This is a genomic window from Streptomyces sp. NPDC091972 (genome assembly GCF_044756385.1).
GTDB lineage: Bacteria > Actinomycetota > Actinomycetes > Streptomycetales > Streptomycetaceae > Streptomyces.
This window is the reverse complement of the sequence record NZ_JBIVSV010000020.1, coordinates 39745-61982: the sequence shown is the minus strand read 5'-3', so window position 1 is coordinate 61982 and position 22238 is coordinate 39745. Positions and strand designations below refer to the sequence as shown.

20 protein-coding genes and 4 tRNA genes are annotated in these 22238 nt (G+C 71.0%); 12 read left to right on the top strand and 12 right to left on the bottom strand.

Annotated elements, in window-relative coordinates; translation table 11 throughout:
- Positions 1-295 precede the first annotated feature (295 nt).
- From ACIQJT_RS39205 to ACIQJT_RS39195, 3 genes are all read left to right on the top strand, one after another.
- A complete protein-coding gene (locus tag ACIQJT_RS39205) occupies positions 296-2302 on the top strand; it encodes a hypothetical protein (RefSeq protein ID WP_402650312.1) in 2007 nt (668 codons plus the stop codon).
- 372 nt (positions 2303-2674) lie between these two features.
- Complete coding sequence (locus ACIQJT_RS39200) at positions 2675-4195, top strand: N,N-dimethylformamidase beta subunit family domain-containing protein (RefSeq protein ID WP_365464470.1); 1521 nt, start codon at positions 2675-2677, stop codon at positions 4193-4195.
- Positions 4196-4322: 127 nt separating this feature from the next.
- On the top strand, positions 4323-5222 hold the full coding sequence (locus ACIQJT_RS39195) for a phosphoribosylaminoimidazolesuccinocarboxamide synthase (protein ID WP_365464473.1): 900 nt from the start codon (positions 4323-4325) through the stop codon (positions 5220-5222).
- Positions 5223-5264: 42 nt separating this feature from the next.
- Here the strand turns inward: ACIQJT_RS39195 and ACIQJT_RS39190 are convergent.
- From ACIQJT_RS39190 to ACIQJT_RS39155, 8 genes are all read right to left on the bottom strand, one after another.
- A tRNA-Gly gene (locus tag ACIQJT_RS39190) sits at positions 5265-5337 on the bottom strand.
- Positions 5338-5359: 22 nt separating this feature from the next.
- Positions 5360-5968 carry a response regulator gene (locus ACIQJT_RS39185; protein ID WP_402650311.1) on the bottom strand — a complete coding sequence of 203 codons (609 nt, stop codon included), beginning with the start codon at positions 5966-5968 and terminating at the stop codon, positions 5360-5362.
- Positions 5965-7179, bottom strand: a complete 1215-nt coding sequence (locus ACIQJT_RS39180; RefSeq protein ID WP_402650337.1) for a sensor histidine kinase — start codon at positions 7177-7179, stop codon at positions 5965-5967. The genes ACIQJT_RS39185 and ACIQJT_RS39180 overlap by 4 nt, the downstream gene beginning before the upstream one ends.
- Before the next feature lie 14 nt (positions 7180-7193).
- Positions 7194-7967 carry an ABC transporter permease gene (locus ACIQJT_RS39175; RefSeq protein ID WP_365464479.1) on the bottom strand — a complete coding sequence of 258 codons (774 nt, stop codon included), beginning with the start codon at positions 7965-7967 and terminating at the stop codon, positions 7194-7196.
- Positions 7964-8902 (bottom strand): ABC transporter ATP-binding protein, encoded by a 939-nt coding sequence (locus ACIQJT_RS39170; protein ID WP_402650310.1) that lies wholly within the window; start codon positions 8900-8902, stop codon positions 7964-7966. Before ACIQJT_RS39170 ends, ACIQJT_RS39175 begins: the two co-directional genes overlap by 4 nt.
- Positions 8903-9029: 127 nt before the next feature.
- Positions 9030-9102, bottom strand: a tRNA-Gly gene (locus tag ACIQJT_RS39165).
- Between the two features lie 79 nt (positions 9103-9181).
- A tRNA-Gly gene (locus ACIQJT_RS39160) sits at positions 9182-9253 on the bottom strand.
- Between the two features lie 125 nt (positions 9254-9378).
- On the bottom strand, positions 9379-9696 hold the full coding sequence (locus ACIQJT_RS39155; protein ID WP_053849474.1) for an Lsr2 family protein: 318 nt from the start codon (positions 9694-9696) through the stop codon (positions 9379-9381).
- 324 nt (positions 9697-10020) lie between these two features.
- On the opposite strand from ACIQJT_RS39155, the gene purS reads away from it, so the two are divergent.
- From purS to purM, 7 genes are all read left to right on the top strand, one after another.
- Positions 10021-10284 (top strand): phosphoribosylformylglycinamidine synthase subunit PurS, encoded by a 264-nt coding sequence (purS, locus tag ACIQJT_RS39150; RefSeq protein WP_003999970.1) that lies wholly within the window; start codon positions 10021-10023, stop codon positions 10282-10284.
- Entirely contained in the window at positions 10281-10961 is a 681-nt protein-coding gene (gene purQ / locus ACIQJT_RS39145) for a phosphoribosylformylglycinamidine synthase subunit PurQ (protein ID WP_365464486.1), read from the top strand. The genes purS and purQ overlap by 4 nt, the downstream gene beginning before the upstream one ends.
- A complete protein-coding gene (gene purL, locus ACIQJT_RS39140) occupies positions 10958-13216 on the top strand; it encodes a phosphoribosylformylglycinamidine synthase subunit PurL (protein WP_402650309.1) in 2259 nt (752 codons plus the stop codon). Before purQ ends, purL begins: the two co-directional genes overlap by 4 nt.
- A 122-nt stretch (positions 13217-13338) precedes the next feature.
- Positions 13339-14133 (top strand): sterol carrier family protein, encoded by a 795-nt coding sequence (locus tag ACIQJT_RS39135; RefSeq protein WP_402650308.1) that lies wholly within the window; start codon positions 13339-13341, stop codon positions 14131-14133.
- A gap of 31 nt (positions 14134-14164) precedes the next feature.
- On the top strand, positions 14165-14971 hold the full coding sequence (locus ACIQJT_RS39130; protein ID WP_402650307.1) for an META domain-containing protein: 807 nt from the start codon (positions 14165-14167) through the stop codon (positions 14969-14971).
- A gap of 57 nt (positions 14972-15028) precedes the next feature.
- A complete protein-coding gene (gene purF / locus ACIQJT_RS39125; protein ID WP_402650306.1) occupies positions 15029-16555 on the top strand; it encodes an amidophosphoribosyltransferase in 1527 nt (508 codons plus the stop codon).
- Between the two features lie 45 nt (positions 16556-16600).
- Complete coding sequence (gene purM / locus ACIQJT_RS39120) at positions 16601-17665, top strand: phosphoribosylformylglycinamidine cyclo-ligase (RefSeq protein ID WP_365464500.1); 1065 nt, start codon at positions 16601-16603, stop codon at positions 17663-17665.
- 89 nt (positions 17666-17754) lie between these two features.
- Here the strand turns inward: purM and ACIQJT_RS39115 are convergent, their stop codons facing one another.
- Both ACIQJT_RS39115 and ACIQJT_RS39110 read right to left on the bottom strand, forming a co-directional pair.
- On the bottom strand, positions 17755-18003 hold the full coding sequence (locus ACIQJT_RS39115) for a DUF3073 domain-containing protein (RefSeq protein ID WP_053849467.1): 249 nt from the start codon (positions 18001-18003) through the stop codon (positions 17755-17757).
- A gap of 281 nt (positions 18004-18284) precedes the next feature.
- Complete coding sequence (locus ACIQJT_RS39110; protein ID WP_402650305.1) at positions 18285-19388, bottom strand: Leu/Phe/Val dehydrogenase; 1104 nt, start codon at positions 19386-19388, stop codon at positions 18285-18287.
- 222 nt (positions 19389-19610) lie between these two features.
- Between ACIQJT_RS39110 and ACIQJT_RS39105 the strand changes: the two genes are divergently transcribed.
- Both ACIQJT_RS39105 and bldC read left to right on the top strand, forming a co-directional pair.
- Complete coding sequence (locus tag ACIQJT_RS39105; RefSeq protein ID WP_365464506.1) at positions 19611-20453, top strand: hypothetical protein; 843 nt, start codon at positions 19611-19613, stop codon at positions 20451-20453.
- Positions 20454-20967: 514 nt separating this feature from the next.
- The gene (gene bldC / locus ACIQJT_RS39100; RefSeq protein WP_003949541.1) at positions 20968-21174 is read left to right on the top strand and encodes a developmental transcriptional regulator BldC; all 207 of its coding nucleotides are present in this window, start codon (positions 20968-20970) and stop codon (positions 21172-21174) included.
- Positions 21175-21565: 391 nt separating this feature from the next.
- On the opposite strand, the gene ACIQJT_RS39095 is transcribed toward bldC, so the two are convergent.
- Together ACIQJT_RS39095 and ACIQJT_RS39090 are read right to left on the bottom strand one after the other, a co-directional pair.
- Positions 21566-21757 (bottom strand): DUF6274 family protein, encoded by a 192-nt coding sequence (locus ACIQJT_RS39095; RefSeq protein WP_365464509.1) that lies wholly within the window; start codon positions 21755-21757, stop codon positions 21566-21568.
- 322 nt (positions 21758-22079) lie between these two features.
- A tRNA-Asp gene (locus ACIQJT_RS39090) sits at positions 22080-22154 on the bottom strand.
- Between the last annotated feature and the right edge of the window lie 84 nt (positions 22155-22238).

Below are 22238 nucleotides of genomic sequence, written 5' to 3'. Positions count from 1 at the left end.
GGAAACCGGGGCGAAACCCCCGCCCCCGAACAACCCGACAGGCCCCGGATCCGTCTTAGGATCCGGGGCCTGATCTTTGCTGTCCGTCATCCACCTTTCCCCAAAGCCATTCCATCGAGTGACCGCGACCGCATACGGCTGACGGGGGCCCAGGGCCCAACTAGGGTGCCGCGCAAGCGTTCCGGCACTTGGCCCACCGGCATTGCGATGTCAGTGGCGGGTGCCACAGTGGGGGAGTGAGCAACACCAGGACAGCTCGGCATCCAGGACGGCAGGGAGGGGGTGAGGTCCGGTCATGACCGGTATCGGTGTGGAGGCGGGCGCGCAGGCCGCGCGCTCCCGGGCCCTCGCCGTGCTGCGCATCCGCAGCCGTGCGCTGGCCGTGGCGCTGCTGCCCGCGGCGGTGGCCGTGGTGCTGCTCGCCGGAGGTTCCACCGGCCATCTCGTGGGCGGCGCCTGGGACACCGCCCGCCTGGTCATGAGCGTGCTCGGGACCGTGGTGCTGCTGGCCGCCGGGGCCGTGGCCCTGGTCGTCGCCCGTGCCCGCCCCGCCGTCAGCCCGACCGTCGCGATCGCCGAGGAGTCCGCGCCCGACCTGTACCGCATGGTGCGCGACCTCGCCGACCGCCTGGACGTCCCCGCTCCCTCCGCCATAGCGCTCACCCCGGACTGCGACAGCTGGCTGGAGGACCGCACCCATCCCGCCCACGGCCCGCCCCCGCAGCAGGGCCGGGAGGACGAGATCACAGGCGTCCGCGGCTCCCACCGCGGCGCCCCGGCCGCACCGGTGCTGGTCATCGGCTCGCCGTTCCTGTGGTGGATGCGCGTGGCCGAACTGCGCGCGGTCCTCGCCCCCGTCGTCGCCGGTACGGGCCCCTCGGCCCACCCCGACATAGCGGCGGCCCGCCGTTTCGTACGGGGACTGGACGCCGCGGTGGCCGTCGGTTCCGTCCCCGGCCGCTGTCCGCTCACCCGCGGGATGTGCGCGGGCGTCGCCTGGGTGGCCCGTCTGCTCCTGCGGAGCTGCCGGGAGCACGCGACCCAGATGGAGCGCGGGGTCGCCGCCGCGGCCGCAGAGCGTGCACAGGCCGTGGACTACGGCCTCAGGATCGTGGCCCAGGAACAGGTGGGCCTGGCGTACGCGGGCTGGGACCGGCTGCTGACCCGGGTCGCGCTTCCCGCCTGGCGGATGGGCCGCTGGCCCTCCCGGCTGGACGCGGGAGTGGTGGCCGCCCTCACCGAGCTGTCGCGCCGGGACCGTCTGGCCGAGGGCTTCGCCTCCCGGCTGGGCGAGCGCCCCGCCTGTGACCTGCTCGAGGAGCCCGGCGCGGTCGACGAGGCCGCCTCCCTGCTCGCGGCCCGCCTCTTCCACGGCGGCCCCGCCGAGACCGGCCCGGACTGGTCCCCGGTCGACTGGCAGGAGTACCCGGAAGAGGTCGTGGACCGAAAGTGGCGCCTGGACGCGGCCCGCCTCCACCGAGTCCTCGACGCCCAGGGCGTCCGCCGCACGCCGGAGGCCACCGCGCCGGAAGCCGAGGCCCCCACCCTCTCCCGCGTCCTGGCCCACCTGTCCTCCCCCCAGCCGACGGGCCCCACGGCACAGCCCAAGGGTGCGGAGGAGGCCACCGGTCCGGCAGGGCGGGCGGTCACCGATCCGACGGCACAGCCCACGGCGGCCGACCGACCCGCAGAACCGGCCGTACAGCTCCCGGTCGCGGCCACGGCGACCACGCCTACGGCACCGTCCGCCGCCCCGGCGTCCCCGTCGACGGCGCCGGCCCCGCCGACCGACGTCACAGCCGCGGAGGACACCGATTCCGCACCTCACGGTGCGACCGCCCCCGAGCTCGAGTCCCAGCCCGCCCCCGCTCCCGCCCCCGACGACCACGGCACCCACCGCACCGCCGCCGCCACAGAAGGCGAAGCCGAAACGCTCGCCGCGGCGCTCACCGCCGAACTCGCCCGCGAGGAAGCCGCCGTGCCCCATTCCGGCACCGCTCCCGACGCCGCCCCCTGGGACGACACCGCCCTCCCGCTCTTCCCGCTCCAGCCCCCTCGCAGCGCCCGCGAGCTCCTCACCGACCACGTCACCGCGATGGTCTGCTGCGCCGCGATCGACACCGCCGGCGCCGCCCCGGGCCTGGACTGGCTCGACGGCCCGTCTCTCCTGATCAACGGCGAGCGGGCGGCCGACCTCGCCCCGCGCGTCCTGAGCCTCGTGGAGGACGGCGACCCGGCCCCGCTGCGTGCCTGGCTGGTCAAGTCGGGGATACGCCCCGAGAAGCCGGTCCGCCTCGTCTGACACGGGCGGAAGACCCGCTTCCACTTTCGGCCAATTCGCAACGAGTAGTGACAGGCCAAGTGCGGAATGTGATGTGCTGGGACCGATCGCGCACATGGCAAGGTCGTTCGCCATAGGACAGGCGCACGACACACGCGCAACCACGAGCGACACGCCCGCACCACCGCGCACCGCAGCGCGGCACACTGCGTCACGCCACACCGCACCGCACCGCACCGCACCGCGACAACACAGCACCACACTCAGCACAGCACGACCATGAACACGCACGACCACCAGCACCGCACGACCACCCGCACCGCACCACCGACACCACCAACACCACCGCACCGCGCGGCACGAACGACGGGGGCACGAGGGAGGGGAGCGACCATGGGGCCAGGCCCAGGACCGGGACCGGAGCACATCCGCCGCTGGGAGTCGGGAGCACTCGCGCACGCCGTGACGGACCCCTTCGGCCAGGGCCCCGTCCCCTGGCTGCGCGGCAGTGAGACGTACTTCGACGACACCGGCCAGGTCGTCCCCTGGTACGTCGAGACGGACCCCGCCCACGCCCCGAAGGAAGGCGCCCCCCGCGTCCCCTCCCCCCGCAGCGCCCCCGGGGGCGGCCCCCGCTCCGCCGACGACGTCCGCCGCCAGATCAAGGGCTTCACCTCGACCGGCGCGGTGGCCCCCGGGCAGGCCGTCGACTTCCACATCACCGTCGACCCGCCGCAGGAGTTCGGCGTCGACATCTACCGCATCGGCCACTACGGCGGCGACGGCGCGGCGAAGATCACCACCAGCCCCCGGCTCTCCGGCATCGTCCAGCCCCCGCCGCTGACCGCGGACCGCACGGTCTCCTGCCACCACTGGTGGCTGTCCTGGCGGCTCCAGATCCCGTCGTACTGGAGCATCGGGGCGTATGTGGCCGTCCTCACCACCGCCGACGGCTACCGCTCCCACATCCCCTTCACGGTCCGCGACAACCACCCCGCGGACCTGTTGCTGCTGCTGCCCGACGTGACCTGGCAGGCGTACAACCTCTACCCGGAGGACGGCCGCACCGGGGCCAGCCTCTACCACGCCTGGGACGAGCAGGGCCGGCTCCTCGGCGAGGCCGACGCCGCGACCACGGTCTCCTTCGACCGGCCGTACGCGGGCGCGGGCCTGCCGATGCACGTGGGCCACGCCTACGACTTCATCCGCTTCGCCGAGCGCTACGGCTACGACCTCGCCTACGCCGACGCCCGCGACCTGCACGCCGGCCGGCTCGACCCCACCCGCTACCGGGGCCTGGTCTTCCCCGGCCACGACGAGTACTGGTCGTCGGCCATGCGCCGCACGGTCGAGCGCGCCCGGGACAGCGGCACCTCCCTGGTCTTCCTGTCCGCCAACACCATGTACTGGCAGGTCGAGCTGGGCCCCTCGCCGTCCGGTGTCCCCGACCGCCTGCTCACCTGCCGCAAGCGCAGGGGGCCGGGCAAACCGGCGCTGTGGCGCGAAGTGGACCGCCCGGAGCAGCAGTTGGTCGGCATCCAGTACGCGGGACGGGTACCCGAGCCGCACCCCCTGATCGTCCGCAACGCCGGGCACTGGCTGTGGGAGGCGACCGGCGCCCAGGAGGGCGACGAGATCGCCGGCCTGGTCGCGGGCGAGGCCGACCGCTACTTCCCGCGCGCCCCGCTCCCCGACCACGACGACCGCATCCTGCTCGCCCACTCGCCCTACGCCGACAGCGAGGGCGTCCTCCGCCACCAAGAGACGTCCCTCTACCGCGCCCCCTCCGGCGCCCTGGTGTTCGCCGCCGGCACCTTCGCCTGGTCGCCCGCGCTGGACCGCCCGGGCCATGTCGACCCCCGTGTCCAGCGCGCCACCGCCAACCTCCTGGACCGCATCTGCAAGCGTGACTGAGCCCGGGCGGAGCACCCGCCCAAGGCCGGGGCGGTGCACCCGCCCAGGGCCCCAGCACACCCCAAGTCCAAGGTCAGCCGCCTGTACGGGACAATCGACCCGTTGGACATACCCACGGGGAGGAACCGTGTCCGGATTCGTAGAAAAGCCCGAGCCGCTTCAGGTTCCGGGTCTGGTGCACCTGCACACCGGCAAGGTGCGCGAGCTGTACCAGAACGAGGCGGGCGACCTCGTGATGGTCGCCAGTGACCGCATCTCCGCCTTCGACTGGGTGCTGCCGACCGAGATCCCCGACAAGGGCCGCGTCCTCACCCAGTTGTCGCTGTGGTGGTTCGACCAGATCGCCGACCTGCTGCCGAACCACGTGCTGAGCACGGACGTCCCACAGGGCGCCCCCGCCGACTGGGCGGGCCGCACCCTGGTCTGCAAGTCGCTCCAGATGGTCCCCGTGGAGGCGGTCGCCCGCGGCTATCTCACCGGCTCCGGGCTGCTGGAGTACAACGACTCCCGCACGGTCTGCGGCCTCGCGCTCCCCGAGGGCCTGGTCGACGGCAGCGAGCTGCCCGCGCCGATCTTCACCCCGGCGACCAAGGCGGCCGTCGGCGACCACGACGAGAACGTCTCCTACGAGGAGGTGGCCCGCCGGGTCGGCGCGGACACCGCCGCCCGCCTGCGCCAGGCGACCCTCGCCGTGTACGCGCGGGGCCGGGACATCGCCCGGGACCGCGGGATCATCCTCGCGGACACCAAGTTCGAGTTCGGCTTCGACGGTCAGAACCTGGTCATCGCGGACGAGGTCCTCACCCCGGACTCCTCCCGCTTCTGGCCAGCCGACCAGTGGCAGCCGGGCCGCCCGCAGCCGTCGTACGACAAGCAGTTCGTGCGCGACTGGCTGACCTCGGCCGAGTCCGGCTGGGACAGGAAGAGCGAGCAGCCTCCGCCGCCGCTGCCGCAGGAGGTCGTGGACCGCACCCGCGCCAAGTACATCGAGGCGTTCGAGCGGCTGACGGGCACGAGCTGGTCGTAACGCGAAAGGCCCCCGGGGAACCGGGGGCCTTTGCCTGAACGGAGCGAACGACGAGGTTCGAACTCGCGACCTCAACCTTGGCAAGGTTGCGCTCTACCAACTGAGCTACGTTCGCATGCGCCGTGGCGCGAGAACCACTATACCCAACCTCGCTCCCGTGCGAGCCGCACGGCCGCGTGACGGTTCTCGACCCCGAGCTTGGAGACGGCCGACGAGAGGTAGTTCCGGACGGTCCCCTGCGACAGCGCGGCCCGTTCCGCGATCTCCGCGACGGGTGCCCCGTCGGCGGCCAGTTCCAGCACCTCGGCCTCCCGCGCGGTCAGCGGGGAGTCCCCGGCGGAGATCGCGTCGGCGGCCAACTCGGGGTCGACGTAACGGTTTCCCGCGTGCACCGTGCGGATGATCTCCGCGAGCCGCTGCGCACTCACGGTCTTCGGGACGAACCCCCGCACCCCGGCCTCCAGAGCCCGCTTGAGATGCCCCGGCCGTCCGTGACTCGTGACGATCAGCACCTTGCACGAGGGCAGCTCGGTCCGCAGGAATGTGGCGACCTTCACACCGTCCGCGCCGGGCATCTGGAGATCCAGTACGGCGACGTCGGGCCCGTGCGCCCGGGCCATCGCCAGCGCCTCGGGGCCGGTGGCCGCCTCCGCCACGACCGCCAGGTCGTCCTCCAGCGAGAGCAGCGCGGCGAGCGCGCCCCGGATCAGATGTTCGTCGTCGGCGAGCAGTACGCGCAGGGTCATGCGACGCCCCCCGCAGCCCCCACCGGCACCCGGGCCACCAACCGGAACGCCCCTTCACCCGTGGGTCCCGCCTCCAGCGTCCCGGCCACCGCCGCGAGCCGCTCCCGCAGCCCGGCGAGCCCGGACCCGCCGGTGCCCGACGATCTCAGGGCCCCGTCGTTCTCCACGGTCAGCACCACCCGGTCCTCCTCCCTGTCCACGGCCACCGTGCACCGCCTGGCGTCCCCGTGCCGGAGCACGTTCGTGGTGGCCTCCCGGACCACCCAGCCGAGCGCCGACTGCACCTCGGCGGGCAGCCCGCCCGGGTCCCCGGTGACCTCGCAGTCGATGCCGGCGGCGGTCAGCACCCCTCGCGCTCCCGTGAGTTCGACCCCGAGATCGGCCTCCCGGTAGCCCCGTACGACATCCCGCACCTCGCGCTGGGTCTCGCTCGCGATCCGCTGCACCTCGGTCATCTGGTCCACGGCCTCCTCCCGCCCGCGCCGCGCCAGCTGTACGGCCAGCTCGCTCTTCAGCGCGATCACGGCGAGGTTGCGCCCCATCACGTCGTGCAGGTCCCGCCCGAACCGCAGCCGTTCCTCGGCCACGGCGAGCCGGGCGCGGGTCTCGCGGGCCTCGTCGAGCTCGTAGACGGCGTTGAGCAGCCACACCGAGAAGACGGAGGTGAAGGCGAGGAACCCGGCACCGAGCAGCACGGCCACCATCGTCGCCAGGGTCGCCGCACCGGGCAGCCCCAGCGGGAAGGCGATGACCCCCGCGCCCGCCGCGAACCCGCCGACGAGGGCGAAGACCCGTCTCCGGTCGCGCACCCCCAGCGCGATCACCCCGGCCCCGAAGATCAGCACTACCGCGAAGATCCCGCCGGCCGCGGTCTCGACGTCCTCCCCGCCCGGCCCGTGCTCCGTGATCGCGACAGCCGCCACGGCGACCACCGCGGTGACCGTGCCGAGTGTCCACAGCATGGGGACGGGCTGCTCGCGGCTGCCGCGCGTCCAGTCCAACGCCCGGGACGCGACCACGGCACAGGTCCCCGCGTGCCCGACCAGCATCACCAGCAGCAAGGCGGCCAGCCAGCCCGGCATCGCACCGAACAGCGGCACCCCGACCGCGGCGACCTCGGTCACCGCGAAGAAGTGGAACGACCACCGCGTGTACGTCTCGACCTTCGCCGGCGTGCTCTTCCGCCGCCACCAGCCCCCCGGCTCGCGCATCTTCTCCCCGTACGTCAGCGTCTCGGCTCCCACCGGAACCACCGCTGTACAGCAAACACGGCCAGGACCGTCCAGGCCAGCGCGGTACCGAGGGCGCCCAGGGCCTCGTAGGCGGAGAGCGTGCCCGCCCAGCCGCCGCGGACCAGGGTGATCACGGGGGACAGGGGCAGCAGCTCGCACACCGACGCGAACGTGCCGGGCAGCAGCTCCAGGGGCACGGCGACGCCCGAGAGGACCATCGAGACCATCACGAACGGCAGGGTGGTGACCTGCGCGCTCTCCACGGTCCGGGTCACGGCCGCCGTGACGGCCGCGAGCGCCGCACACATCACCAGTCCCAACAGCAGCCCCAGGGCGGCGAGATGGGGCGCGCGCGGCGCGGGCACGTCGAGCAGTGCGGCGCTCGCGCCCACCAGCACCAGGGACTGAGTGAGCCCGGTCGCGGAGATCGGCAGCGCGGTCCCGCACAGGATCTCGGCATCCCGCAGCTCGCCGGTGCGCAGCCGCTTCAGCACCAGTTCCTCGCGCCGGGCGGTGTAGGTCCCGACGAGGGCGCCGTACACGCCGAACAACAGGGTGAAGCCGACCGCGGCCGGCAAGAGCACCAGGCCGACACTCAACCCGGCCTCCTGGACGTCCATGTCGTCCACGACGGGCCGCAGGCTGAACGGCAGCGCGAGCGGCACCAGGACGGCCGCGACGAGGGTGGCCCTGCTGCGTCCGAGCAGCGTGAACTCGGCGCGGGCCAGGGCGCCCAGCCGGCTCGCGGGGGTGGTGACCGTGCTCATGCCGACACCTCCTCGCGGGCCGCGATCCCCAGGAACGCCTCCTCCAGCGAGGCGGACCGCACATCGAGCCGGCGCAGTTCGACCCCGGCCCGCTCGGCCCACACCAGCAGCCCGGTGGCCGCCCGCTGCAACTCCCGCGTCCGCAGCCGGACGGCGTTCCCGTCGACCTCGTGCCCGCACACCCCCAGCTCCGCGAGCGCGGGCAGGTCTCCCAGGAAGTACCCGTCCGGCAGCTCGAAGGAGATCCGCGCCGGCTGGGCGGCCGTCACCTCGGCCGGGGTCCCGGTGACCGCGATCCGCCCCTCGTGGAGGATCGCCAGCCGCCCGGCGAGGTCCTCGGCCTCCTCCAGGTAGTGCGTGGTCAGCAGCACGGTCGTGCCCCGGTCGCGCAGTGCCCGCACCAACTCCCAGGTGTCCCGGCGCCCTTCGGCGTCGAGGCCGGTCGTCGGCTCGTCCAGGAACAGCACCTCCGGGTCGCCGAGCAGGGCGAGCGCCAGGTCGAGGCGCCGCCGCTCGCCCCCGGACAACTGCTTGACCCGTACGCCGGTCCGCCGGGCGAGCCCGACGAGTTCCAGCACCTCCAGCGGCGGCCGGGCCCCGCTGACGCAGCCGGCCCACATCCGCGCGGTCTCGCCGACGGTCAGCTCGGAGGGGAAGCCGCCCTCCTGGAGCATCACCCCGGTGCGCGGACGCACGGCGGCCCGCTCGGTGTACGGGTCGTGTCCGAGGACGCGGATGCGTCCGCCGGTCGGCCGGGCGAGTCCCTCCAGCAGTTCGACGGTGGAGGTCTTGCCGGCGCCGTTGGTGCCGAGCAGGGCGAAGACCTCTCCGCGGGCCACGGAGAAGCTGATTCCGCGTACGGCCTCGAACCCGCCCCCGTACACACGCCGCAGGTCGGTGACCTCAATCACGTGTTCGTGTTCGTCGGTGTTCATGCAGACAGCGTCCCGGCGGAGCGGAGGCGGCAGCAGTGCGCGCTGTCACCACTCCGTATGACAAATGTCAGTCGGCGCGGAGGGCAAGAAAAAACCCCGGTCCAGGGGACCAGGGTCTTCACTCGAGAGCGGACGACGAGGCTCGAACTCGCGACCTCAACCTTGGCAAGGTTGCGCTCTACCAACTGAGCTACGTCCGCATTGCATCCGACCGGCTCTCACCGATCGGCGCGAGCACCAGCCTACCTGATCCTCAAGGGAACCAGACCGGCGGTGCAGAGCGGGTGACAGGAATTGCACACTGCGCCTTCCCCCTGGAAGGGGGATGTTCTACTACTGAACTACACCCGCGTGTACTCCGTGAGCTGGGCCTTTCCGGCCTCGCCCCTCGGCGTGCTCCAGACTCTAGCTGACCAGGTGGGGTGCAACGCAAGTCGGTTGTCCCGAGGGGCGGGTGACCCGGTGTCGACGGGCTCCTACTGGGCCTCGGCGAACGCCTCGTAGACCTTCTTGGGGATGCGTCCGCGGGCGGGGACGTCCATCTTGTTGGCCTGGGCCCAGGCCCGGACCGCCGCCGGGTCGGGAGCGACCTCGGTCTGCTTGTACGCCTTGCCCGACCTGGACCGCTTGCGGCCGGCCTCCACGTAGGGCTCGAGCGCCTTGCGCAGTTTCTCGGCATTGGCTTGATTCAGGTCGATCTCGTACGACTTGCCGTCGAGTCCGAAGGCGATCGTTTCCGCCGCTTCCGAGCCGTCGATGTCGTCAAAGAGAGTGACCACGACCTTCTGCGCCACGAATATCGGTCCCTTCGTACGGCACGTTGCCAATTCATTTGTACCGTGCCCGACAATGCATTGTGAAGCTCGACTAAATCCTTCCGCGTGTCCAAAAGCAAGAGGGAGCGGAAGCGACTTCGATTGAGGGTGGTGGCGGGAGACGGGCGGGCGCAATAGGTATCGGGTGTCGATCTGGGATCTTTCCCCGAAATTTTCGCGACCGGCCACGTCCGCGATGGTCAGTGATGGCCGTCACGTAGATTCCTACAACTCAACGCGCGTAGAAATTTTGTGCGGGTAGTCTGAAGGAACCTGCTCAGCACCACACCACCGGGAGTGCCAGTGGCACGCGTCGTAGTCGACGTCATGCTCAAGCCGGAGATCCTCGACCCCCAGGGCCAGGCGGTGCAGCGCGCACTGCCGCGACTGGGTTTCGAAGGCATCTCCGACGTACGTCAGGGAAAGCGATTCGAACTGGAAGTTGACGGCCCGGTCGACGAGGCCGCGCTCGCCCGCATCCACGATCTTGCGGAATCCTTCCTCGCCAACACCGTGATCGAGGACTTCACCGTCAAGGTGGAGGAAGTCGCGGAGGCCGTGAAGTGACCGCTCGTATTGGCGTCGTCACTTTCCCCGGCAGCCTCGACGACCGGGACACCCAGCGCGCGATCCGCCTCGCGGGCGCCGAACCGGTCGCCCTCTGGCACAAGGACAAGAACCTCCACCAGGTCGACGCCGTGGTGCTGTGCGGAGGCTTCTCCTACGGCGACTATCTGCGCGCCGGTGCCATCGCCCGCTTCTCGCCGGTGATGGAACCCCTCATCGAGCAGGCGAAGGCGGGCCTGCCGGTCCTCGGCATCTGCAACGGCTTCCAGATCCTCACCGAGGCGCACCTGCTGCCCGGCACGATGCTGCGCAACGACCACCTGCACTTCATCTGCCGCGACCAGAAGCTGCGGGTGGAGAACGCCGAGACCGCCTGGACCACCGACTACGCGGCCGGCCAGGAGATCCACATCCCGCTGAAGAACAACGACGGGCAGTACGTCGCCGACGAGCACACGCTCGACGAGCTGGAGGCCGAGGGGCGGGTCGCCTTCCGGTACCTCGACTTCAACCCCAACGGCTCGCAGCGGGACATCGCCGGCGTCACGAACGAGGCCGGCAACGTCGTGGGGCTGATGCCGCACCCGGAGCACGCCGTGGAGCCGCTCGTCGGCACCGGCCGCACCGACGGCCTCCCCTTCTTCACCTCGATCCTCAAGAAGCTGGTCAACGCATGAGCCGGACGCCTCTGGACACGGTCGAGCACGCGGCCGCGACCCCCGACGTCGAGCTGCCCTGGGCCGAACTCGGCCTGAAGAAGGACGAGTACGAGAGGGTCGTCGAGATCCTCGGGCGCCGGCCCACCGGTGCCGAGCTCGCCATGTACTCGGTCATGTGGTCCGAGCACTGCTCGTACAAGTCGTCGAAGGTGCACCTGCGCCAGTTCGGCGAGAAGGCCCCGCAGTCCGACGCGATGCTCGTCGGCATCGGTGAGAACGCGGGCGTGGTGGACGTCGGCCAGGGCTACGCCGTGACCTTCAAGGTCGAGTCGCACAACCACCCGTCGTACGTCGAGCCCTACCAGGGCGCGGCCACCGGTGTGGGCGGCATCGTCCGCGACATCATCGCGATGGGCGCCCGCCCGGTGGCGGTGGTCGACCCCCTGCGCTTCGGCGCGGCCGACCACCCCGACACCAAGCGCGTCCTGCCGGGTGTCGTCGCCGGCATCGGCGGCTACGGCAACTGCCTGGGACTGCCCAACATCGGCGGCGAGGTCGTCTTCGACGCCTGCTACCAGGGCAACCCGCTGGTCAACGCCGGTGCCATCGGTGTGATGCGGCACGAGGACATCCACCTCGCGAAGGCGTCCGGCGCGGGCAACAAGGTCATCCTGTACGGGGCCCGGACCGGCGGCGACGGCATCGGCGGCGCCTCGATCCTGGCCTCCGAGACCTTCGACGACGCCAAGCCGTCGAAGCGTCCCGCGGTGCAGGTCGGCGACCCCTTCCAGGAGAAGCTGCTCATCGAGTGCACCCTGGAGGCGTTCAAGGAGAAGCTGGTCGTCGGCATCCAGGACCTCGGCGCGGCCGGCCTGTCCTGCGCCACCTCCGAGCTCGCCTCCAACGGCTCCGGCGGCATGCGCGTGGACCTGGACGACGTACCCCTGCGCGACTCGACGCTCTCGCCCGAGGAGATCCTCATGAGCGAGTCGCAGGAGCGCATGTGTGCGGTCGTGGAGCCGGAGAAGGTCGACCGGTTCCTGGAGATCTGCGACAAGTGGGACGTCATCGCCACCGTCATCGGTGAGGTCACCGACGGCGACCGGCTGGAGATCTACTGGCACGGCGGCAAGATCGTCGACGTCGACCCGCGCACGGTCGCGCACGACGGCCCGGTCTACGAGCGCCCGTACGCCCGCCCGTCCTGGCAGGACGAGCTCCAGGCGGACGACGCGAACAAGCTGCCCCGGCCCGCCTCGGGCGAGGAACTGCGGGACCAGGTCCTGAAGTTGGTGTCCTCCCCGAACCAGGCCTCCAAGAAGTGGATCACCTCGCAGTACGACCGCTTCGTGCAGGGCAACACCGTGCTGGCCCAGCCGGAGGACTCCGGCATGATCCGCATCGACGAGGAGACCGGCCTCGGTGTCGCCATCGCGACCGACGGCAACGGCCGCTACGCCAAGCTCGACCCGTACGCGGGCGCCCAGTTGGCGCTCTCGGAGGCGTACCGCAATGTCGCCACCACCGGCGCCAGGCCGCTCGCCGTCTCCGACTGCCTGAACTTCGGCTCGCCCGAGGACCCGGCCGTCATGTGGCAGTTCGCGGAGGCCGTCCGCGGACTCGCGGACGCCTGCCAGCAGTTGGGCACCCCGGTCACCGGCGGCAACGTCTCCCTCTACAACCAGACCGGCGAGGTGGCCATCCACCCGACCCCGGTCGTGGCCGTGCTGGGCGTCATCGACGACGTGGCCCGCCGCACCCCGGTCGCCTTCCAGGAGGAGGGCCAGCTCCTGTACCTCCTCGGCGACACCCGTGAGGAGTTCGGCGGTTCGGCCTGGTCCCAGGTCGTCCACGACCACCTCGGCGGTCTGCCGCCCAAGGTCGACCTGGAGCGCGAGCGGCTGCTGGCCGAGATCCTGATCTCCGCCAGCCGCGACGGCATGATCGACTCCGCGCACGACCTCTCCGACGGCGGCCTGATCCAGGCGGTCGTGGAGTCGGCCCTGCTCGGCGGCAAGGGCGCCCGGCTGATCGTCCCGGACGGTCTGGACGCGTTCACCCTGCTGTTCTCGGAGTCGGCCGGCCGCGCGGTCGTGGCCGTCCCCCGCTCCGAGGAGGTCCGCTTCAACGACATGTGCGGCGCGCGGGGCCTGCCCGTCACCCGCATCGGTGTCGTCGACGGCGACTCGGTCGAGCTCCAGGGCGAGTTCGAGCTGCCCCTGGAGGAACTGCGGACGGCTCACGAGGAGACGATCCCGGCCCTGCTGAAGTAGCCGGCAGCCGTACGACTCCGCAGGCCCCGCCCGCCGCTGCGCCGGGCGGGGCCTGCGCCATGCCGTCCCCGCCGACCACCACGCCCGGCGCCTCGCCTGCCGCGCCGACTAGGCTCACCGCCATGCCTCCGGCCAAGAAGCGCGCCCGCGCGTACGACTCCGTCAAGATCCGCGCGGCTCTGAAGAACCAGTTCGGACACGTACGGGAGGCCGTGGGCACCCTCACCCCCGAGCAGCTCGCCCTGGGGACCCGGCTCGGGGACTGGACCGTGCGGGACCTGGCCGCGCACATCACCATGGCCGTGGAGACGGTCAGCCGGAACCTCGCCCGCGACGAACCGCCGGCCCCCGAACTCACGCTGCTGGAGTGGCCCTTCGCCACCGCCGCCCGTGCCGGTGACATCGCCGACGGCACCCGGGACCTGGCCGCCGCCCACCCGGACCTCGACGCGCTGTACGCCCGTACCGAGGAGCGGTTCCTCGCAGCGCTGACCGCTCCCGGCTCGCGTGTCCTCGCCGCCCGCACCGGGGCCATGACCCTGTCCGACTACCTGGTCACCCGGACCGTCGAGCTCGTCGTCCACACCGACGACCTGAACGCCGCCGTTCCCGGCCTCGACGTCCCCTACGACCGCCAGGCGCTCGCCGCCTGCACCCGTCTCCTCGCCGACGCCCTCGCCTCCAGGGCGCCCGGCGGTTCCACCGAGGTGCGGGTCCCGCCGTTCGCCGTCGTGCAGTGCGTCGAGGGGCCGAAGCACACCCGGGGCACCCCGCCGAACGTCGTCGAGACCGATCCGCTGACCTGGATCCGGCTCGCCACCGGGCGGCTGACCTGGGAGGAGGCGCTCCACGCGGCCAAGGTCAGCGCGAGCGGGGAACGGGCGGACCTGGGCGGGCTGCTGCCCCTGATGAAGTGAACCCTTCACGCCCCTCGTGCGTCCAAGGGTCATGAAGCGGACGACACGTGTGAAATGCGCCGCCACCCTGGCCGCCGTGGGCACCGCGCTGCTGGCCGCCTGCGGCACGGAATCCGGCGCCGGAGGCGACTCGGTGAAGAGTGCCGCCGACATCGCGGGCATCGACTGGCTGCCGCAGAAGGTGACCGTGGACGGCAAGGAGTACGTCCTGCCGAAGGACGCCGAGACCGTCCAGGACGCCCGCATCGTCTTCAAGCCCGACGCCGGCGCCTCCCGTGAGGACGGCGGCGAGTCCGGCGGCTCGGTCGGCTGCAACAGCATCGGCTCCGACGCAGAGATCGACGGCGACACCGTGCGGATCACCGACCTGGTCCAGACGCTCATCGGCTGCCCCGACCCGCTCGGGGAGTTCGAGGAGCGGTTCGTCGCTGTCTTCCAAGGCACCCACAAGGCCAGGGTCACGGAGCGGAACGGCGTCAGCGCCCTGACCCTGACCAGCCCCGGCGGCGACAGCATCACCTTCCGCGAGAAGGAGCCCCTCGCCCTGAAGGGCACCCGTTGGTCCCTCGGCGAGAACGCCTACCTCACCCTCACCAAGGACGACACGGTCACCGGCAGCCTCGGCTGCAACACCTTCCACGGCAGGGCCACCGTCAAGGACGGCACCATCGAGTTCGGGCGTCTGGCGACCACGCGCATGATGTGTGCGGGCCCGGTGATGAAGACCGAGCGCGAACTCGCCGGAATCCTCTCCGGGAAGGTCTCCTACCAGCAGGAACACGATTCCCTGAAGATCACCAAGGCCCCCGGCAGGAGCGTTACGGCCCGGGCGGAGTAAGAAAGCCCACTCTCCACGAATTCGGACCAGTGGTCGATCTCGCCTACACTCGGAGCCGTGCCACGTGGTGACGGTCGACTCAGTCATGATCTGCTCCCCGGCGAGAAAGGTCCTCAGGACGCCTGCGGCGTCTTCGGGGTCTGGGCTCCCGGTGAAGAGGTCGCCAAGCTCACTTACTTCGGGCTCTACGCCCTCCAGCATCGGGGTCAGGAATCCGCGGGAATCGCGGTCAGCAACGGCTCCCAGATCCTCGTCTTCAAGGACATGGGCCTCGTGTCCCAGGTCTTCGACGAGACCTCTCTCGGTTCGCTCCAGGGTCACATCGCGGTCGGTCACGCCCGCTACTCGACCACCGGCGCCTCCGTGTGGGAGAACGCCCAGCCGACGTTCCGCGCCACCGCGCACGGTTCCATCGCGCTCGGCCACAACGGCAACCTGGTCAACACGGCCCAGCTCGCCGAGATGGTCGCCGACCTGCCCAAGCAGGAGGGGCGCAGCCCCCGGGTGGCCGCCACCAACGACACCGACCTGCTCACCGCGCTCCTCGCGGCCCAGGTCGACGAGGACGGCAAGCCCCTGACCATCGAGGAGGCGGCCCACTCCGTCCTCCCGAAGGTGCGCGGCGCGTTCTCGCTCGTCTTCATGGACGAGCACACCCTCTACGCCGCCCGCGACCCGCAGGGCATCCGCCCGCTGGTCCTCGGCCGCCTGGAGCGCGGCTGGGTTGTCGCCTCCGAGTCCGCCGCCCTCGACATCTGCGGCGCCAGCTACGTCCGCGAGATCGAGCCGGGCGAGTTCGTCGCCATCGACGAGAACGGCCTGCGCACCTCCCGGTTCGCGGAAGCGAAGCCCAAGGGCTGTGTCTTCGAGTACGTCTATCTGGCGCGCCCCGACACCGACATCGCCGGCCGGAACGTCTACCTCTCCCGCGTGGAGATGGGCCGCAAGCTCGCCAAGGAAGCGCCCGTCGAGGCCGACCTCGTCATAGCGACCCCGGAGTCCGGCACCCCGGCGGCCATCGGCTACGCCGAGGCGTCCGGGATCCCCTTCGGCGCGGGCCTGGTGAAGAACGCCTATGTCGGCCGTACGTTCATCCAGCCCTCGCAGACCATTCGCCAGCTCGGCATCCGCCTGAAGCTGAACCCGCTCAAGGAAGTCATCAAGGGCAAGCGGCTGGTCGTCGTCGACGACTCGATCGTGCGCGGCAACACCCAGCGCGCCCTGGTCCGCATGCTCCGCGAGGCGGGCGCCGCCGAGGTCCACATCCGGATCTCCTCGCCCCCCGTGAAGTGGCCCTGCTTCTTCGGCATCGACTTCGCCACGCGCGCGGAGCTCATCGCCAACGGCATGACGATCGACGAGATCGGCACCAGCCTGGGCGCCGACTCCCTGGCGTACATCTCCATCGACGGCATGATCGAGGCGACCACCATCGCCAAGCCGAACCTCTGCCGCGCCTGCTTCGACGGCGAGTACCCGATGGAGCTCCCGGACCCCGAGCTGCTCGGCAAGCAGCTCCTGGAGACCGAGCTGGCCGCCGGGCCCGCCGCCACGGCCGCCGCCGACGCGATCCGCCGCCCGTAGGCAGCCCGCCATACCTGCCGTACGACACGAAAGTTCTCTACTGCCATGTCTGAGACAACTGGTGCCAGCTACGCAGCCGCGGGCGTCGACATCGAGGCGGGCGACCGCGCCGTAGAACTCATGAAGGAGTGGGTGAAGAAGACCCAGCGTCCCGAGGTCCTCGGCGGCCTCGGCGGTTTCGCCGGTCTCTTCGACGCCTCCGCCCTCAAGCGCTACGAGCGCCCGCTGCTCGCCTCCGCCACCGATGGTGTGGGCACCAAGGTCGACATCGCGCGCCAGTTGGGCGTCTACGACACGATCGGCCACGACCTGGTCGCGATGGTCATGGACGACATCGTGGTGTGCGGCGCCGAGCCGCTGTTCATGACCGACTACATCTGCGTCGGCAAGGTCCACCCCGAGCGGGTCGCCGCGATCGTCAAGGGCATCGCCGAGGGCTGTGTGCTCGCCGGCTGCGCCCTGGTGGGCGGTGAGACGGCCGAGCACCCCGGTCTGCTGGGCCCGGACGACTTCGACGTCGCCGGCGCCGGTACGGGCGTCGTGGAGGCCGACCGGCTGCTCGGCGCGGATCGCATCCGTAAGGGTGACGCGGTCATCGCCATGGCGGCCTCGGGTCTTCACTCGAACGGGTACTCGCTCGTACGGCATGTGCTCCTGAACCAGGCGGGCCTCGCCCTGGACGCTCGGATCGACGAGCTGGGCCGCACCCTCGGCGAGGAGCTCCTGGAGCCCACCAAGATCTACTCGCTGGACTGCCTGGCCCTGATCCGCACGGCCGAGGTGCACGCCTTCTCGCACGTCACCGGCGGCGGCCTGGCGGCCAACCTGGCCCGGGTCATCCCGGACGGCCTGCACGCCGTCGTGGATCGCACCACCTGGACCCCGGCCCCGATCTTCGACCTCGTCGGGAAGACGGGGCAGGTCGAGCGCCTGGAGCTGGAGAAGACCCTGAACATGGGCGTCGGCATGATCGCGATCGTCCCCGAGGAGTCGGCGGACGTCGCCCTGGCCACCCTGGCCGACCGCGGGGTCGAGGCCTGGGTCGCGGGCGAGATCACGGACCGCGGCGACCACGCCACGGGCGCCGAGCTCGTGGGCGACTACGCCTAGGACCGACAGCGCCGGGGAGCCGACAGGCAGCGCAAAACCCGGTCCGGTGGTGTGGACCACCCCGGACCGGGTTACGCACAGCTAGGTCGTCAAGCTCCGCGGCGTTGAGACGCAGGACCGGACTCGTCGTCCTCGTCCTCGTCGTCGTTGTAGAGATCCGCGTACTGGGCGTACGGGTCGTCTTCCTCGTCGTCCTCGAACGGCTCGCCATTCGGCGGCTGGCTCGAAGTCGAAGCGCCCAGCTCATTGGCCAGACGCGACAGATCAGTCCCGCCGCTGCTGTACTTCAGCTGGCGGGCGACCTTCGTCTGCTTGGCCTTTGCCCGGCCGCGCCCCATGGCTCGACCCCCTCGGATACGGGGCTCGGTGGCCCCAGAGTCTTGACACGCGTTCATGATCTGGAACGGGCTCTCCGCAGAGAGACCGGTCCGTAGGGCTTCCACGGTACCTGAGCCCACGCCCATACGGTACGTCGCCCGCACCACGGGCCCGGCCCCAGGACCCTCGGAGAGCCCCGTCCCCGCTGGTCAACCGCGATTTTAACCACTTCTTCGCGGCCGACCCGCCGACGAACGTGAGAGTTCTCTCTAAGTGTGCGCCGACGGGTACCGGTCAAACGTCAGTGCGCCCTCTTCATGGCCGCCTCGTGCATCCGCTGCTCGGCGATCCGGTCGGCCGCGGCGGCCGGCGGAATCCCGTCTTCCTTCGCACGTGCGAATATGGCGAGCGTGGTGTCGTAGATCTTCGCGGCCTTCGCCTTGCACCGCTCGAAGTCGAACCCGTGCAGTTCGTCGGCGACCTGGATCACCCCGCCGGCGTTCACGACGTAGTCCGGCGCGTAGAGGATCCCGCGGTCGGCGAGGTCCTTCTCGACGCCCGGGTGCGCGAGCTGGTTGTTGGCGGCGCCGCACACGATCCGCGCGGTCAGCGCGGGCACGGTGTCGTCGTTGAGGGCCCCGCCGAGCGCGCAGGGGGCGTAGATGTCGAGGCCCTCGGCGCGGATGAGGGTGGCGGTGTCCGCGACGGCCGTGACGCCCGTCGGGTGCGCGGCGAGGATGCGGCCCACGGCCTCCTCGCGCACGTCCGTGACCAGGACCTCGGCGCCCTCGGCCCGCAGGTGCTCGACCAGGTGGTGCCCGACCTTGCCGACGCCCGCGACGCCGACCCTGCGGCCGGCGAGCGAGGGGTCGCCCCACAGGTGCGCGGCGCTGGCCCGCATGCCCTGGTAGACGCCGAAGGCGGTGAGGACGGAGGAGTCGCCGGCGCCGCCGTTCTCCGGGGAGCGGCCGGTCGTCCAGCGGCACTCCCGGGCGACGACGTCCATGTCGGCGACGTACGTGCCGACATCGCAGGCGGTGACGTAGCGGCCGCCGAGCGAGGCGACGAAACGGCCGTACGCGAGGAGCAGTTCCTCGCTCTTGTCGCGCTCGGGGTCGCCGATGATCACGGCCTTGCCGCCGCCGTGGTCGAGCCCGGCCATGGCGTTCTTGTACGACATCCCGCGCGCGAGGTTCAGCGCGTCGGCGACGGCCTCCTGCTCGCTCGCGTACGGGTAGAAGCGCGTCCCGCCGAGGGCGGGGCCGAGCGCGGTGGAGTGGAGGGCGATGACGGCCTTGAGGCCGCTCCTGCGGTCCTGGCAGAGCACGACCTGCTCATGACCGCCCTGGTCCGAGTGGAAGAGGGTGTGCAGCACATCGGCTGGGGCGCCGGTTACGTCGGTCACTGTGGTGACTCCTGGGTCCAATGCGGCGATGGGACACAGGCGCCCGTAAGGGTGGCGGGGCCTGTGGGCACGAGATTAGAGCCTGTGGCGGCCCCTGACCGTGCAGTGCTCAGGATCACTCTCCCCGGGGGTGCCGGCGTGCGACGATTTGCATAGTTTTCCCGCGCGTTTGTGTGCGGGTTTCGCAGGTTTTCCCGGCAGGCGGCGGGGGAGAGAGCAGGCGTGCCCAAGGTGTCCTCGGTGATCGTCCCGTACGCGACCTATCTGCGCGTGTACGAACCGCTGGCCGCCTTCCCCGAGCCCGAGCGCACCCACTGGGCCCGCTACGCCCGCCGTCCGGACCGGCCCTCGTACCAGGACGAGCTGCGCCGCTCCCTGGCCGACCTGCTGCCCACCCCGCCCGTCCCGGTTCCGGTGCACGAGAGCGGTGACGCGTTCGTGCTCGAGGCGGACGGCGTGGTGTGCGTGTGCCCCTGGCGGACCCGGCTGCGCGGCTGGCTGGCCCTGGAGGAGCTCGGGGAGGAACTGCCGGGGCCGGTCCTGGACGCGGTGCTGCCCGAGGTCGTACGCCGCCAGACCGCCCAGGACTACGAGCGCTGGCTCGCCCGCAACCCGGACGCCCGGCCCTGGATCCGCACCGCGACCTGGCAGGTGCCGCTGAACTGGTTCGTGCTCGTCTCCGACGAGGAGCGGCGGTTCGACAAGGGGTCCGGAGAGATCCCGCCGATGCTGCGCTACCGCACGCCCATGGTGCAGGCCCGGCGGCGCGTGGCGCGGGCGCTGCGGGCGCTCAAGGACGCCATCGACGAGGGGCCGCTCATCGACGGCCTGATCGATGTCGGGCGCTGGCTGGAGGAGTTCCACCCGCGCTCGCTGGTCGAGCTCGACTACGGCGGTCTGGTGCATGTGCTGCCGCCGGGCGAGCTGGAGGACGACCACTCGGCGGCCGACGTGGCCGAGGGCATCGAGGCGCTCCGGCACGGTGACGGGGTCGCGGCGGGCGAGGCCTACGGGCGGCTCGTGGAGCGCTGGCGGGCCGTCAGGGACCGTCGCTCGGCGAACTGAGCGTGCGCCATGTCACGAACAGGCGTTTGACCTGACGCCCGTTTTGGGGTTTCGTCCTCGCTCAAGGTGTTCAACATCCCCTGATGTCTCACCGACAAGGGACGTAGGTTCCGATCCGGGCGTACGCCTCACGGAGTGTCAAGCGTGACGGACCGCACGTACCCGGCTCTTGCATCTCTTGCCCCTCCTCATGCCAAAATAGGACAAGGGGCCCGGGGGAGGTTCCGCTTTGGGGGGTCTGGTGACTCCTGATCGCCCTGTGACTGATCGTCACAGTGGCGTGACTGTCCGCTATGGCATGGTCCATCGGCTTCCGTCGCCGATGAACACCTGGGGGGCAATTCCATCGGTTTGGCCGACGCGGCTGGACAGATGGTGTAGTTGTAGTGCCGAGGACAAGCCGTTCGTCCTATAACCGACTCGACCCGCATCCGCCATTTCGGGCAACGCGGGTCAAGGTGCAGAATTTAGAGGAAAGAACCGAGAAGGTTCGGTTCTCCCGAGGAGGCCGCTCATGACCGCTCGCACCCCTGATGCCGAGCCGCTGCTGACCCCGGCTGAGGTCGCCACGATGTTCCGCGTGGACCCGAAGACGGTCACGCGGTGGGCGAAGGCCGGCAAGCTCACGTCGATCCGCACGCTCGGCGGGCACCGCCGTTACCGCGAGGCTGAGGTCCGCGCTCTGCTCGCGGGCATCCCGCAGCAGCGCAGCGAGGCCTGACAACTGAATAACCGGGCAAACCGGTCGGCCCCCCAGTCGGCCGCGACGCCCGAACCCTGGCTCCAAGCGACGCGGGTCCTGCCCCAACAGGGCCCATTCTCAACCTCGTCGTCGATCGCGCTGGACTCCGCCGAGTCCAGCGCGATCTTTTTTGTGCGCGGACTGTGGGCGGCCGGTGGCCCCTGTGAGCGGGCTTGTCGGAGTCTGGGGAGGGGTGTCGGATCTCCTGTGCGGCAGCCCCTGGCCGACGTGCTGTCAGGGGTGCAATTGCACATATTAAATTGACCTGTTGTAGGACAGGGGTAAGTTCCACGGTTTCAAAAACTCATGCGGTGACTCCCGTCACATGCCAGAGTCCTTGTTACCGTCGCTCCCGGTGCGCTAGAGAGCGTCAGGCCGGAGAAGGGGTCTCGTCCTCCACGGTCTCCTCCGGGGGTGCGCCGGCCGCCGGGGCGGAGTCCATCGCCAGCCGCAACAGGCGGTGGCAGATCGGGCAGTGGCGGGTCACATGCCGATACGACGACGCGGCCGACAGATGCGCGCGGAGCAGCGCCCGCGTCTCGTGCCTGACCGATGCCGTCATACGCCACCTCCGGGCTCCGTTGGGAACGGGGGCCTGGTTTCTGGGTACCGGTGCTTCGAGACGCCGTCAAGACGGCGTGAGGCCCCGTGGAGCCCCCGCACCCCGCCTGACCACCCGTCACGCCTCACGCGCCACCTGGGCCCCGTGGATGCGCCGGGGTGGCCTCTGAGAGCACGGGGGCACGCTGCCCGACCACTTGGACCCCCGGACGCGGCGGCGCGTCCACCGAGTGCAGGGGGCAGATCCATGACGGACCCCTTGGCCGCGACAGCACGAAGAAGGCCCGCTCCCCGTTGCCGGGATGCGGGCCTTCTTGACTGTGCGGTCCTGACGGGATTTGAACCCGCGGCCTCCACCTTGACAGGGTGGCGAGCACTCCAAACTGCTCCACAGGACCAGGTTTCGCGGCGCTTATTGCTGCGTTGCGCTGCGAGAAGGACTGTACAGGAGCAGGGAGGTCCTGGTCGAACTCACCCTCCGT

Coding starts and splice junctions, on each gene's coding strand:
- ACIQJT_RS39135 (WP_402650308.1), top strand. CDS start 13,339: ATGCCTCCGGCCAAGAAGCGCGCCCGCGCGTACGACTCCGTCAAGATC.
- ACIQJT_RS39205 (WP_402650312.1), top strand. CDS start 296: ATGACCGGTATCGGTGTGGAGGCGGGCGCGCAGGCCGCGCGCTCCCGG.
- ACIQJT_RS39170 (WP_402650310.1), bottom strand. CDS start 8,902: ATGAACACCGACGAACACGAACACGTGATTGAGGTCACCGACCTGCGG.
- ACIQJT_RS39115 (WP_053849467.1), bottom strand. CDS start 18,003: ATGGGGCGCGGCCGGGCAAAGGCCAAGCAGACGAAGGTCGCCCGCCAG.
- ACIQJT_RS39185 (WP_402650311.1), bottom strand. CDS start 5,968: ATGACCCTGCGCGTACTGCTCGCCGACGACGAACATCTGATCCGGGGC.
- ACIQJT_RS39180 (WP_402650337.1), bottom strand. CDS start 7,179: ATGCGCGAGCCGGGGGGCTGGTGGCGGCGGAAGAGCACGCCGGCGAAG.
- ACIQJT_RS39130 (WP_402650307.1), top strand. CDS start 14,165: ATGAAGCGGACGACACGTGTGAAATGCGCCGCCACCCTGGCCGCCGTG.
- ACIQJT_RS39095 (WP_365464509.1), bottom strand. CDS start 21,757: ATGACGGCATCGGTCAGGCACGAGACGCGGGCGCTGCTCCGCGCGCAT.
- ACIQJT_RS39200 (WP_365464470.1), top strand. CDS start 2,675: ATGGGGCCAGGCCCAGGACCGGGACCGGAGCACATCCGCCGCTGGGAG.
- ACIQJT_RS39175 (WP_365464479.1), bottom strand. CDS start 7,967: ATGAGCACGGTCACCACCCCCGCGAGCCGGCTGGGCGCCCTGGCCCGC.
- purM (WP_365464500.1), top strand. CDS start 16,601: ATGTCTGAGACAACTGGTGCCAGCTACGCAGCCGCGGGCGTCGACATC.
- bldC (WP_003949541.1), top strand. CDS start 20,968: ATGACCGCTCGCACCCCTGATGCCGAGCCGCTGCTGACCCCGGCTGAG.
- purL (WP_402650309.1), top strand. CDS start 10,958: ATGAGCCGGACGCCTCTGGACACGGTCGAGCACGCGGCCGCGACCCCC.